General features: G+C 65.6%; 12 protein-coding genes and 2 pseudogenes. 4 read left to right on the top strand and 10 right to left on the bottom strand.

The annotated features are described in order from the left end of the window. Positions 1 to 679, top strand: a pseudogene (locus ASE91_RS07675) (IS256 family transposase); the annotation flags it as partial. 159 nt (positions 680 to 838) lie between these two features. Here the strand turns inward: ASE91_RS07675 and ASE91_RS20545 are convergent. Together ASE91_RS20545 and ASE91_RS18730 are read right to left on the bottom strand one after the other, a co-directional pair. Continuing rightward, positions 839 to 1,084: pseudogene (locus ASE91_RS20545) on the bottom strand (hypothetical protein); the annotation flags it as partial. A 502-nt stretch (positions 1,085 to 1,586) separates the two neighbouring features. Further along, positions 1,587 to 1,937 carry a DUF6481 family protein gene (locus ASE91_RS18730; RefSeq protein WP_082449542.1) on the bottom strand — a complete coding sequence of 117 codons (351 nt, stop codon included), beginning with the start codon at positions 1,935 to 1,937 and terminating at the stop codon, positions 1,587 to 1,589. Between the two features lie 299 nt (positions 1,938 to 2,236). On the opposite strand from ASE91_RS18730, the gene ASE91_RS19270 reads away from it, so the two are divergent. Both ASE91_RS19270 and ASE91_RS07670 read left to right on the top strand, forming a co-directional pair. Further along, positions 2,237 to 2,752, top strand: coding sequence for a hypothetical protein (locus ASE91_RS19270; RefSeq protein ID WP_156357726.1), 516 nt, complete (start codon positions 2,237 to 2,239; stop codon positions 2,750 to 2,752). A gap of 697 nt (positions 2,753 to 3,449) precedes the next feature. Next, entirely contained in the window at positions 3,450 to 3,905 is a 456-nt protein-coding gene (locus tag ASE91_RS07670; protein WP_056624535.1) for a GAF domain-containing protein, read from the top strand. 93 nt (positions 3,906 to 3,998) lie between these two features. On the opposite strand, the gene mnhG is transcribed toward ASE91_RS07670, so the two are convergent. Genes mnhG through mbhE form a run of 6 tightly spaced genes read right to left on the bottom strand, consistent with a single transcriptional unit; the run spans position 3,999 to position 9,543 of the window. Further along, positions 3,999 to 4,373, bottom strand: coding sequence for a monovalent cation/H(+) antiporter subunit G (mnhG, locus tag ASE91_RS07665; protein WP_235530376.1), 375 nt, complete (start codon positions 4,371 to 4,373; stop codon positions 3,999 to 4,001). A 2-nt stretch (positions 4,374 to 4,375) separates the two neighbouring features. Then, positions 4,376 to 4,654 carry a monovalent cation/H+ antiporter complex subunit F gene (locus tag ASE91_RS07660; protein WP_056624532.1) on the bottom strand — a complete coding sequence of 93 codons (279 nt, stop codon included), beginning with the start codon at positions 4,652 to 4,654 and terminating at the stop codon, positions 4,376 to 4,378. After that, positions 4,651 to 4,986 (bottom strand): Na+/H+ antiporter subunit E, encoded by a 336-nt coding sequence (locus ASE91_RS07655; protein ID WP_056624528.1) that lies wholly within the window; start codon positions 4,984 to 4,986, stop codon positions 4,651 to 4,653. The genes ASE91_RS07660 and ASE91_RS07655 overlap by 4 nt, the downstream gene beginning before the upstream one ends. After that, positions 4,983 to 6,449 carry a proton-conducting transporter transmembrane domain-containing protein gene (locus tag ASE91_RS07650; protein ID WP_056624527.1) on the bottom strand — a complete coding sequence of 489 codons (1,467 nt, stop codon included), beginning with the start codon at positions 6,447 to 6,449 and terminating at the stop codon, positions 4,983 to 4,985. The genes ASE91_RS07655 and ASE91_RS07650 overlap by 4 nt, the downstream gene beginning before the upstream one ends. Then, positions 6,446 to 6,820 carry a sodium:proton antiporter gene (locus ASE91_RS07645; RefSeq protein ID WP_235530375.1) on the bottom strand — a complete coding sequence of 125 codons (375 nt, stop codon included), beginning with the start codon at positions 6,818 to 6,820 and terminating at the stop codon, positions 6,446 to 6,448. The genes ASE91_RS07650 and ASE91_RS07645 overlap by 4 nt, the downstream gene beginning before the upstream one ends. Then, a complete protein-coding gene (gene mbhE, locus ASE91_RS07640) occupies positions 6,817 to 9,543 on the bottom strand; it encodes a hydrogen gas-evolving membrane-bound hydrogenase subunit E (protein WP_056624524.1) in 2,727 nt (908 codons plus the stop codon). The genes ASE91_RS07645 and mbhE overlap by 4 nt, the downstream gene beginning before the upstream one ends. Positions 9,544 to 9,860: 317 nt before the next feature. Between mbhE and ASE91_RS07635 the strand changes: the two genes are divergently transcribed. Then, the gene (locus ASE91_RS07635; RefSeq protein WP_156357725.1) at positions 9,861 to 10,418 is read left to right on the top strand and encodes a GAF domain-containing protein; all 558 of its coding nucleotides are present in this window, start codon (positions 9,861 to 9,863) and stop codon (positions 10,416 to 10,418) included. A gap of 175 nt (positions 10,419 to 10,593) precedes the next feature. Here the strand turns inward: ASE91_RS07635 and copD are convergent, their stop codons facing one another. Together copD and copC are read right to left on the bottom strand one after the other, a co-directional pair. After that, on the bottom strand, positions 10,594 to 11,442 hold the full coding sequence (gene copD, locus ASE91_RS07630) for a copper homeostasis membrane protein CopD (protein WP_056624519.1): 849 nt from the start codon (positions 11,440 to 11,442) through the stop codon (positions 10,594 to 10,596). A gap of 2 nt (positions 11,443 to 11,444) precedes the next feature. Next, entirely contained in the window at positions 11,445 to 11,810 is a 366-nt protein-coding gene (gene copC / locus ASE91_RS07625; RefSeq protein WP_055996437.1) for a copper homeostasis periplasmic binding protein CopC, read from the bottom strand. Positions 11,811 to 12,021: the final 211 nt, after the last annotated feature.

Raw genomic sequence — 12,021 nt, 5'->3', positions numbered from 1 at the left:
TCGCCAGACCTGATCTCGACGGTGACCGACGCCGTGCTCGACGAGGTGGCGATCTGGCAGCAAGGGCCGCTCGATCCGGTCTATCCGCTCGTCTTCTTCGACGCCTTGCGGGTGAAGATCCGCGACGAAGGCATGGTGCGCAACAAAGCCATCCACATCGCGCTGGGCGTTCGCGCCGATGGCACCAAGGAGGTGCCGGGCCTGTGGCTAGAGCAGAAGCCGAACGCCCGGACGATGATCCGGGGGATCATCGTCAGTGAGGCTGGGCGCCAAATTCTGGCTCAGGGTCATGAACGAGCTCAGGAACCGCGGCACCGAGGATATCCTCCTTGCCGTCGTCGACGGCCTGAAGGGCTTTCCCGATGCCATCACCGCCGTATTTCCGGAGGCAGTCGTCCAGACATGTATTGTCCATCTGCTTAGAAATTCGATGGATTTCGTCTCCTGGAAGGACCGCAAGGGCCTCGCGACAGCGCTGAAGGAAGTCTACCGCGCACCCAGCGCCAAGGCGGCCGAGCAGGCGCTGACGGCCTTCGAGGCCGGGCCCTGGGGCACCCGCTACCCGGCCATTGGCCAGAGCTGGCGGCGCGCGTGGGCCGAGGTGATCCCGTTCTTCGCCTTCCCCGACGAGGTCCGACGGATCATCTACACCACCAACGCCATTGAAGCGCTCAACTCANNNTCTTGAACCGCTCGGAGAAAGAGTGGAGGATGCCGCCACGTGAGTGGACCATGGCCAAGGCCCGGTTCGCCGTCATCTTCGGCGAGCGCTTCATCCGCGCCATGGCGGCGTAATGTGCATCCGCCCGCCCGCACACGAAATTACTGACAGTCCCTCCACGGCTACTGCCTCCTCTTCGATCGTCAGCGTCGTGGACCTGGCCTCTTTGGGTCCGGTCCGCAGACCGACCGTCAATAAACGTTTGCGCCACTTGGCGATCGTCTTCTGGTCGACGCCGTGGCACCTTGCCAGCGCTCTCAGGCTCTCTTTACTATGTTATATCGCTCGACGGACAACCTCGGTCTTCGTGGCGCTCCCGCGCAAAACCTGGCGCTTCCTTCCACTCGCTCGTGGTTGTCGCACCACCAATCACCGGGAGCAAACAGCTAGACTGACGTATGATACGTGGGGTGACCATATGCCTTCCTGACAACGGCGGGCATCGACCCGCTGAGGATCGCCTCCCTTTCCCCAGACGGACCAGACGTCTGCGGTTTGATCGGCGCTGCATCCATGCGGGCTACCCGTCGTAGCAATCTTGACGACCGGGCAACGCGACGAAGGCCTTGAAAACCCGGTTCGGCGTTCGCCTCTAGCCGGGACCACGCGGTTGGTTGACCACGGTGCCCGACGAAATGCTTCTCCGCTCGACAGATTCAGCGTTTGAGCAATCGCGAATGGCCCGTCGCGCTTGCCGGATGGCCTAAGGCGCCATCGAACGGTAGAAAATAACCGATGCGGGCAGTCGCCTGCACCGACTCCCGCTCGACCACCGCGATGGCTCGGTCGATGTTGCCATCGACCTGCGCGCGCGGAATGCTCCCGGGTTCGCGGTCACGCAGCTCCGGGAAAGACGATCAAACCGCTAGTTTCGGGCTTTGCGTGCTGCGTACCGGGCATCTCGCGCCGCTTTCAGTTCCGCTGCCGTCGGTACCTTCGGAAGCTTCGCCTTTGCGGCTTCTGCTTCTGCAAGGGCGGCTGCTTCAGCGGCCGCTTTTGCCTGTTCCGCGGCTTCCTTGGCCAAGGCAGCGGCCGCGAGCTTCGCAGCCTGCCGCTCGGCCTGCGCAGCTTCTCGTGCTTCACGGGCAGCTTTACGCTCTGCCACGACGACCGGGTCGGGTTCGGGTCGTTGACGATACTGCTTCAACGCCTCCAGTTTGGCTGCACGAGCAGCAGCAGTACGCTCGTTGAAATCAGGGGTCTTGAATGCCGGCATCAATATGTCCCAAGGACGGGGCAATATCGCCCCGGAAACCATATAACGCTTTACGCCGTTCGCAGAAGAGGCATCCGGTCGTAAATTTACGAACACTCGCCGCCGTTACCGATCGCATCTACTCGCCGGAACGTGATCAACGACGCGCATGACACGGTCCGAAAATTCTGATCGACGGCATTCGACCACAACGCGGTACCGGCATTCTCGTCGGACTGTCCCTACATCGACGTATCAAAGGAAGCATGCCCTGAACATCCTGACACCGCGCGCCAGGCAGCTGTGCGTTTCGACCAGCCGTGACGATTGAAAAGCTCGCCATGACCGTAAACCCAGGGGCAGCGTCGGTCTATCCCGGGCGGTCACCCGCGCTTGACGCCTTGCGCAGCGGTGCCGCTCGTGCGGAACGGCTCTATATCGGCCGCACCCTTCGACTTGGACTACATATCGTGCCAGCGATGGTGGCGCTGAACGTGCTTCGGGAGCTCGACCTGTTGTTCACCTACGCCATCAACGAACGCGCTACCCGGTCAGGGCTGGCAACCTGTCCGGCCGATGCGCCGTCGAGGATCAAGCTATGCGTGCTTTCGTCGATCTGCCCGACCAGCGCCAGTGATCGGGACCGATACCGCACAAATGCTTTGGACAGAGTGCGCCTCGATCGCACTGCATTCCATGCGTCGGGGCGCTCGCCGATGGCAACTGGCATGGACGATGATCGGATCGCCAAGATGCTGTCGGCAACGGTCTGTTGGCATGTCCTCACCGCTGAAAAACTCGGAGCTTCCGATCGAGGTACGGTAACAAGCCGTTGAGCCTCGACGCAGAGCGCTTGCCTCACCAGACGCGCTCCCGTTGATACAGCTTCCACGCGCAGGATGGAAAGGCCGCTCCGCAACCAGCTGCATCTTACCGTGATCGAACGGCCGACCATTCTTTCGAACTGCGGCCGCATATCTATCCCGGCACGGTTCGCCGCTACCGGGTTCACGTCCCGGAAGGTTACAACGCGCGGCAAACCCGAACGGATTGCTCCGCATTCCGGTCGTCCTCGACGCACGGATCTGCCGTCACGCGACACCACCGCCTACAGGCTCGTTCGTCACGACAGGCCACCGGGCAACGCATTGTTCCGATACGTCGGAAATGCGTAATCGGGACCATCGCGAGGAATAGGATGCGGTTTCCGACGATCACGCGCGCATGACACCGGACGAACTCCTGCCGGCGCAATGCGACGGATGCCGACGCCGGAGCGATACTCCTAAAGGCCGTGCAATCGATATGGCCAGATCAGCGCCCGCGACCATGAACGTTCGCAGGGCCATTCGACATTCTCAGGGAACACGATGGACCGCCACCAATCAGCGGCTCCTGCCACCGACCATCCAGAATTCCGCCGGTGACGCGACGACTGCCCTTTACCTAAATCTATGGCTTGGTTAGCTTTATCTTTAGAAAAAACACAGGAGGGCGCTTGTGGGAGCGTACGGGCCGATCTGGGCGAACGAGATGCAGCGGCAGGCAGCCGTGGATCGGACCGGCATCACACGACGTGCCAACCATCCGGCACTGCAGTCGATCGTCGAGGACGCGGCCCGGCTTGCCAAAACACCAATAGCGGCGGTGACGATCATCGATCGTGCCCGACAGTGGTTCGCGGCTCGGATCGGGCTCGACGCGGAAGAAGGTCCGCGTAGCGAAGCGTTCTGCGCCCATACCATCTTGAGGCCCGGCGAGCCTCTCATCGTTCTGGACACGCTGGCGGATGTTCGGTTCGTCAGAAATCCAGCAGTGATCGAGGCACCGCATATTCGCTTCTATGCAGGCATACCGCTGGTCAACCGCGCGGGGTACGCGCTTGGCGCACTCTGTGTGGCCGACACGGAGCCGCGATTGGATACGTTCGACATCTACGCGCTGAGCCATCTTGCGAGGACGGTGGAGCGACTGGTTAGTTCGACCTGATCCCCCGGCGACCATCCTGTGCCAATCCATCGAGCCCGATCGCGATTACCGGCCCAAGGCCGCGCGGCCGGTCGGGTGACGACTGCCCGGCATCTACCGATCGCCCGACGGCGGCTTTCCTGCCGCGAACTGTTCGTCGCTGGCCAGTGGATCGTCGGTGATCCCGTCGAGCGGCGTACGCGCCACATAGGTTGCCCGGCCGAGCAGTTGTGCGCCGAAGGGTAGGGTTACGAGCAGGAAGAGGATCGTCAACAATCCCGTCTGCGGCCGCGCGACTTCGCCCAGCAGCATCGCGCCGACGATCACCAGCGCGGTGCCGAGCGTCCCCGCCTTCGTCGCGCTGTGCATGCGCTGCAAGGCGTCGGGCAGGCGGACGAGGCCGATGGCGGCGACCAGCAGAAAGGCGACCCCGGCCGCCATCAACAGCACACCGGCGGACATCGACAGGGAAATTTCGGCGAGCGCCATGGTCAGGGCTGCTTTCGCTGTTCGAGGAAGAGCGCGAACGCGGACGTCGCGACGAAGCTGACGAGCGACAGGACCAGCGCGACGTCGAGAAAGCCGCTGCGCCCCGTCGCGACGGCGGTCAGCGCCGAGAAGGCGACCGCGACGGCGGTCAGCATGTCGAACGCGACGAAGCGATCGGCCGGCGTCGGGCCACGCAGCATCCGCCACGCCGCCAGCGCCAGCGCGACGCCGAGCAGTGCCATCAGCCCCCACGCGATGCCGGCCAGATCGACCGCGATCATGCCGCCAACTCCCGTATCCAGCGTTCGTACAACCGCCGAAACCGCGCGATCGTCGCGGGTGGATCGGGCGCGTCGAGCACGTGGAGATACAGCCGGCGGCGATCGCCCGACACATGCAGGCACGTCGATCCCGGCGTCAGTGAGGTGAGATAGGCGAGCAGCGCTACCGCCCATGGCTGTCGAAGGTCGGTCGTCATCACGAGGATGGCGGGCCGGTTCCGCAACCGGGGGCGCAACACCACCGCCGCCACCCGAAACGACGAGAAGACCAGATCCCACAGGAACACCGCCAGCAGGGCCGGGACGGCAACGATCCGCCGCACGATGGTCATAGCCCCAACTCCGTCAAGGTGCGCGCCGAGGTTCGTGCGACGACCCACAGCGATTGCGGGAACAGCCCGATGGCAAGCGTCGCGGCGGACAGCACCGCCATCCCCGCCTTCATCGCAGTCGGCACGCGGCGCGGCTGGCGATCGGTCGGCAGCGCCTTCCAACAGGTTTCCGACCACAGATTGGCGACGGAGACGATCGTCAGCAACGCGGCGATCAGCGCGATCAGCGCCAGCCAGCCCATGCCGGCATCAACCGACGCCCGCAGTACGAACAGCTTTGCCCAGAAACCGGACAGCGGTGGAATACCCGCCAGCGACAGCATCGGCACCGCGAACAGGAATACGAACCACCGGTCCGACCGCACCATGCCACCGCTGCGCTTCAGGTCCCAGCTGCCGGTCGCGCGGCGGATCGCGCCGATGCCGAGGAACAGGTTCGCCTGCACGATCATCGAATGGATCATGGTGAAGGTCGCCGCCGCCAGTCCCATCGCCGACCCGATCGCCACCCCGGCCGCCATATACCCGACCTGCGCCACGACATGATAGCCGATCAGCCGGCGCATGTCGGTCTGCGCCAGCGTCGCCAGCGCGCAGAGCAGCATCGTCGCGGCGGCCAGCACGGCGATGACCGGATACAGCTGCGCCGCGCCGCTGCCGAACATGCCGGCCATCACGAGCATCAACGCGAAAAAGCCCATCTTCGTCATCAACGCCGCAAACACCGCCGCAACCGTCAACGGCGCGGCGGCATAGGAAGCGGGGAGCCAGACATGGAAGGGGGCAAGACCGGATTTAAGCGCGAAGCCCGACAGCAGGAGCGCCGCCGCGACGCCGGTCGTGACGCTGGGCGGGCGCGACTTGAGGATCGTCGCGAGGCTGGCCATGTCGAGCGTGCCGGTCACGCCGTAGAGCAGGCCGATGCCGATCAGGATCGCCGTCGCACCGACCATGCCGAACACGGCATAGCGGGTCGCACCGCCGACCTGATGCCGCCGCCGGTCGAGCAGGATCAGCCCCAGCGCCGCGACCAACGCCAGTTCGAACCAGACATACAGGTTGAACAGATCGGTCGTCAGCAGCGCGCCGTCGACCGCCCCGATCAGCGCCAGCATCAACGCATCATAGCCCGCCCGCCGCCGACGGTCGCCGATGTCCGCCCGCGCGAAGATCGCCGCAGCGCAGGCGACCAGCGCCACGACGGCAACCAGCGCGACACCCGGCAGGCGCGCGGCAAAGCCCACGCCGATCCCGCCCGGCCAGCCCCCGAAGATCGTGACGGCGAGGCTGGCGCGATCGATCGTCCGCAGCAACAGCGCGAACGATGCCAGCACGGTCATCGCGACGACGCCGCCCGCGAACGGCTCGACCAGCCGCGGTCGCCGGCGCAGCACCATCGCGACCGCGCCGCCGGCCAGCGGCAGGACGACCGGTGCCAGCAACAGCAGGGCGTCGGGCATCATGACGGTTCGACCGGTTTGGTCGTGGGCCGTGGTTCGACCAGATCGAGATCGCGCGCATCGAGCGATCCCGTCGCGTGCCACCCGCGCAACACGACCGTCGCGAGGATGACCGTCAGGGCGAGGCCGATGACGATCGCGGTCAGGATCAGCGCCTGGATCGTCGGATCGGCCGACACGCCGAGAGTCTTCGCCCCCTCCCGGATCAACGGCGGTTGCCGCCCGCCCTGCCCACCGGCGACGAACAGCATCAGGTTCGTGCCGGTTGCCAGCAGCGCCAGCCCCAGCAGGATCCGCACGAGATTGCGCGACAGCACCATGTGCAGCGCACAGGCGATGACGATCGCGGCGGCGACGGCGTGGAGCAGGATCATCGTACCGCCTCCTTCTGCAATCCGAAGAGATAGGTCAGCACCGCACCCAGCACGACCAGATAGACGCCGATGTCGAACAACAGCGTCGTGCCGAGTTTGGGCAACCATCCGCCCGGTTCCCACCATAAATGGGTCAGATACGCCCCGCCGCCGATCATGCCGGGCAGGCCGCTGGCCACCGCCAGCAACAGTCCGGCCCCGACCAGCACGGTCGGGGGCAGGCGCAAGCTGCGCGCTGCGGCGATCGGCCCGCGCGCCAGCGACAGGACGGCGAAGGCGAGCGACGCGACCAGCCCGCCGATGAACCCGCCGCCGGGCTGGTCATGGCCGCGCCACAGGATCGCGACCGATGCCGCCAGCAACAGCGCGAACAGCGGTCCGGCCGCCATCGCGAAGCCGAAATGGACGTCGCCACGCACGGGCCGGTCTTCGTCGCCCGGACGGAAGAACAGCGCCGATCCCAGCAACGCGGCGGCGGCGATGACCGCCGTTTCGCCCAGCGTGTCGAACGCGCGGAAATCGACGAGGATGACGTTGACGACATTATGGCCCCGCCCGGCGATATAACTCATCCGCCCGAAGAAGTCGGAGGCGGCCGCACCATGGATCGCCGCCGCCGCGTCCAGCGTCGCGACCAGCAGGACCAGCGCCAGCGCCCCGGCGAGGCCGGCATCGACCAGACGCTGCGCCGGGTTGCGCGTCCGCCCGGCCATCAGCGGCAGCGTCGCCAGCATTGCAGTCAGCAGGACGACCAGCAACGCCTCGACGGTGAACTGCGTGATGGCGAGGTCGGGCGCGCCGCCGGTCATGAACAGGATCGCGACGGCGAAGCCGGTCAGGCCGACGGCCAGCATCGTCGTGACCAGATGTTGCGACCGCGCCGCGACGACGGCCCCGACGACCGCCGCCAGGGCGATCGCGACGTCTGCCAGATGCGGCATCTCACCGATCGCGATCCGCACCGGTGCTCCGACCGCGAGGATCGACCACCCGGTGATGCCGGCGATCGTGGCGAGGACGATGCCCAGCAGCACGCGCAGATCGCTGTGTTCGGTCCAGTTGACCGCATGCGCCGAAAGCCATGGCAGCGTCCGCTGGCTCGATTCCCACAGGCGTTCGATCGCAAAGCGTTCGAACCGGTCGCTATCGCGCAAGAACAGGTGAATGCGACGCCAGAAGACCGAGATGGCGATGCCGACGACGACGACCAGACCGCTCAGCAACAGCATCGGCGTGACGCCGTGCCACACCGCGACGTCGACCGGGATCGGCCGGCGATAGACCGCCGCGACCGCCGGGCTGACGACCACGCGTTCGATCCATCCCGGATTGAGGCTGAGGAACAGCCCGAGCAGCGACAGGAACAGTGGCGGCAGGCCCAGCGACAGGCTCTCGCGATTCTTGAACTCGATCGGCGCGCCGGGCTTCAGGAAGAAGGGCCGCAGCGTCACGACCGACGCGACCGCGACCATCACCGCATTGACCAGCACGGCGATCGCGATCGGTACGCTTTCCCAACTGCTCTCGATCTGCGCCTGGAACAGGAATTCCTTGGTGATGAACCCGAAAAAGGGCGGTATCCCCGCCATCGACAGGCTGGCCCCGATACAGGCGATCGCGGTCAGCGGCATCCGCCGGGCCAGCCCGCCCAGCGCGCGCAACGATCCCTGTCCGGTCATGTGCAGCACCGATCCGGCGCAGAAGAACAAGGCCGCCTTGTACAGCGCATGGGCGATCAGGAAGCCGATCATCGCCACCGTCGCGGTCGGCCCGTCCAGCCCGACGAGCAGGACGAGAATGCCGAGCGATGCGATCGTCGAATAGGCGAGCGCCGCCTTGAAACTTTCCGCCCGCAACGCCTGTACCGCCGCGACCAGCATGGTGATGCACGCGACCGCGATCATCACGTTGCGGCCCCACACCGTCGCCGCGATCACCGGTTCGAACCGCGCGAGCAGATAGATGCCGAGCTTCACCATCGTCGCCGAATGCAGGAATGCCGACGCCGGGGTGGGTGCCTGCATCGCGTTGGGCAACCAGAAATGGAACGGGAACTGCGCCGATTTGGTGAAACCCGCGATCATCACCGCGACGATGATCGGTGCCGCCCAGCTGCTCGCGACCAGCTCCGGCGTGCGATCGATCGTCTGCGCGAGCGAAAAGGTGCCCAGCACATGCGCGATCATCGCCACCGCCGCGACCAGCGCCAGCCCGCCGCCCGCCGTCACCTGCAACGCCATCAACGCCGCGCGCCGCGCCCGCGCGGAACGGCTGTCGAACCCGATCAGCAGGAACGACAGGATGCTCGTCGCCTCCCACATCGTCACCATCAACAGCAGATTGTCGGCGAGCACGGTGCCGAGCATCGCGGTCATGAACAACAGGATCAGCGTGAAGAACCGCGCCCGCTGATGCCGCGGCTTCCCCGTCAGATAGCCGCCGGCATAGACGATCACCAGCGTCCCTATCCCGGTGATCAGCAGGCAGAACAGGAACGAAAATCCATCGAGCCGCAGGGTCAGATCGAACCCGACCGAGGGTGCCCAATCCTTACCCTCGCCCCGCACCCACCCGCGCTCGACGATGTCGGACATGCGAATGAACGCCGCGAACAGGCCGAGCGGGAACAACGCGATGACCAGTCCGGCGCCACGCCCCATGAACCGGGCTATCTGCGGCAGAAGGCAGCTGCCGACAAGCGAGACGAGGAGCAGGACCAGCATCCGACTGCCTTCGTACAACCGCCGGGATCAAGCAAGTTTGGCGCTTGCTAAATCACATTCCGCGTTTTTTTGACGCGAAGACGCGACGAAACGTCGACAGGGCGGAACGGCCCGGGGTTCCGGCGATGCCCGGCATCGTGGGGATGGTAGCGGACAAGATTGGTAACCACAGCATACGTCAGGATGGAGTAACGTTGCAGTTAACGTGACGTGTTGCGGGGGCAGCATGGGCTAAAACGAGACAGTTCCAAAATAATCGTTGGTTGTTAACGCGTTCCGGGCAGTTAAGGACGCCAATGATAGCGAAGGGGACTTTTGTGGGCGTCTCGTATTTTTCTCCGCCGCCGACAGGGGCCAATGATCCGGAGCGTGAGCGTGCCGTGATCGAAACGGGTGTGCTTGAGGCCAGGGGCGATGCGGTGCTGGAAGCGATCTGCACCAAGGCTTGCCGGCAAGTTCTCGGCAAGGCTTCGTTGCTGTCGGTTCTGTACGGCGAGACACAATATGTGATCGCCGCGCATGGATTCGCGATCGGCGCATATCGTCGCAGGAATTCGCTGTCGGGTCATGCGCTGTACGCTGACGACGATCTGTTCGTCGTGCCCGACCTTTGCGCTGACAAACGATTTGCCGAGAACCCGTGGGTAAATGGTGAGGTGGGCAGGTTCCGCTATTACGCGGCATCGCTGATCCGCCCGCACGGCCGACTGCCCGTCGGCGTCATCAGCGTCCTCGACGACAAGCCGCGCCCGTCCATCTCGTCGGCGGAGCGCAACGCCATGTTGGCCGCCGCCGTTGCGGCAGCCGCGCGGATCGTGCAAATTTCGCACGATCGGAACACTGCCCCCGTCCCCACCCCGCCGGGCGACAGCTGACGTCCATCGCAACCGTTCGCATCGATGACGCTCCCGAAGTTGTCGGCGTCGATGCATCCCCCCCGGATGCCGATACTTCGTTTTCCATGTGACCGGCCCCGGGTCGCGTCAGCGCCCTGCGTTCCCGATTGCCCGAAGGAAAGCGCGCTCAGGCGTCCGACAAACGCAGATGCGTTCAGGAAGCGGCCGACACCGGTGGTTCGAGCGTGCCGGCCCAGCCGATCAGCAGTATAATCAATATGGCAGCGGCGAACTCGATCGACAGGCTGATCCGTAGCGCGCGCACGTCGCCGCTGGCGGCAAGGCGCGGAGTCAGGACGAAACGGTTGGCGGCGGCGAGCGCCAGCATCAGGACGAACAGCGCCAGCTTGGCGAGCAACAATTGCCCGTACAGGGTGTCGCCGAGCCGGGCGACGCCATCGATGCCGACCATCATGGCGGCGTTGACGATGCCGGTCAGCAGGATCGTGGCGACGATCGCCGTGCCCATTCCCGCAAAACCCGCGAGCGCATCCCCGGCCTGCCCCGATCGGCGCAGCGCCAGTCCGACGAACACCGCCAGCGCCCCGATCCACGCGCCCGCTGCCAGAACATGCAGGATATCGGCGACCAGATGCAGCCAGCCCGCCGCCCCCTCGTGCATCGCGCCATGGCCGTTCCACGCCAGCGTCGCGCTGGCCATCGCGGCCAGCAGCGCGACGAGGGTGAAGCGGGGCCGTGGCACCAGCAGCGCGACCAGCATCCCGACCAGTGCGCCGTTGCGGATCAGGAAGGCGGTGCCCGGCGTCGTCTCGCGCACCAGCATCCATAGCAGGTCGCGATCGAGCGATCCGACCCCCGCCCCGGTCATCTCCGCCGCCATCAGGGCGAAGGCGACACCGGACAGGAGCAGCGCGGCGACGGTGGTGACGATCAACCCCCGCCGCCCGGCCAGACCTTTTCGGGCGAACAGCGCCAGCCCGAACGTCGCCGGCAGGACTGCCAGCAACAGGCCGCGCACAACGACGAACGCGGCCGCGTCCAAGGTCAGCCCACCGTGATCGTGTAGCTGCCGGTCACCCGGTGGGTATCGGTCGATACCACATGCCAGTCGACACGGTAGCTGCCACGCGGCAGCGGACGGGCCAGCGTCAGCACCAGCGAACTGCCGTCATTGCCGACCTTCGCGGTGGCGGGGATGCGGTGCGGGCCCATGCCCGGCATCGGCAACATGGTCAGTTCCGCACCGGACAATGGCGCGACCAGCTTTTCGGAAAAGGTCAGCGTCAGCGTCTTTGGACCTGCCGCGACCTTCGCGTCGGCGGCCGGCGTCGCCGACACCAGCTTGGGATGGGCAAATGCCGGGGCAGCGAACAGGGCAGCAGCGGCGAAACCGGTCAGGATGTGACGCATGGGCAGATACTCCGGATGGGGGACGGCGAACCACCGTCCCCGATATGTACGCAGGCGAAGCGATCGCCCCTCAACCGATCATTCCGGGGCGTGCGCCACGATGAAAACCAGCGTCGCGCATGTTCGATGCGTGCAGCGGGCGTTGGCGGGTCATGACACCTCACATCTCGCAGGACGATCGGACGACGGCCGGCGCGTGGCAGGCGCCGGC

This window comes from Sphingomonas sp. Leaf62 (assembly GCF_001421915.1).
Classification (GTDB): Bacteria; Pseudomonadota; Alphaproteobacteria; order Sphingomonadales; family Sphingomonadaceae; genus Sphingomonas.
Note: the sequence above shows the minus strand (reverse complement) of the source record. Positions and strands in the feature narration are given on the sequence as shown.

What these genes read in the sequence shown, in the direction of transcription:
- ASE91_RS07650 (WP_056624527.1), bottom strand. Translation starts at nt 6,449, where the DNA reads ATGATGCCCGACGCCCTGCTGTTGCTGGCACCGGTCGTCCTGCCGCTG.
- ASE91_RS07670 (WP_056624535.1), top strand. Translation starts at nt 3,450, where the DNA reads ATGCAGCGGCAGGCAGCCGTGGATCGGACCGGCATCACACGACGTGCC.
- ASE91_RS07645 (WP_235530375.1), bottom strand. Translation starts at nt 6,820, where the DNA reads ATGATCCTGCTCCACGCCGTCGCCGCCGCGATCGTCATCGCCTGTGCG.
- ASE91_RS07660 (WP_056624532.1), bottom strand. Translation starts at nt 4,654, where the DNA reads ATGATCGCGGTCGATCTGGCCGGCATCGCGTGGGGGCTGATGGCACTG.
- mbhE (WP_056624524.1), bottom strand. Translation starts at nt 9,543, where the DNA reads ATGCTGGTCCTGCTCCTCGTCTCGCTTGTCGGCAGCTGCCTTCTGCCG.
- copC (WP_055996437.1), bottom strand. Translation starts at nt 11,810, where the DNA reads ATGCGTCACATCCTGACCGGTTTCGCCGCTGCTGCCCTGTTCGCTGCC.
- ASE91_RS07655 (WP_056624528.1), bottom strand. Translation starts at nt 4,986, where the DNA reads ATGACCATCGTGCGGCGGATCGTTGCCGTCCCGGCCCTGCTGGCGGTG.
- ASE91_RS18730 (WP_082449542.1), bottom strand. Translation starts at nt 1,937, where the DNA reads ATGCCGGCATTCAAGACCCCTGATTTCAACGAGCGTACTGCTGCTGCT.
- mnhG (WP_235530376.1), bottom strand. Translation starts at nt 4,373, where the DNA reads ATGGCGCTCGCCGAAATTTCCCTGTCGATGTCCGCCGGTGTGCTGTTG.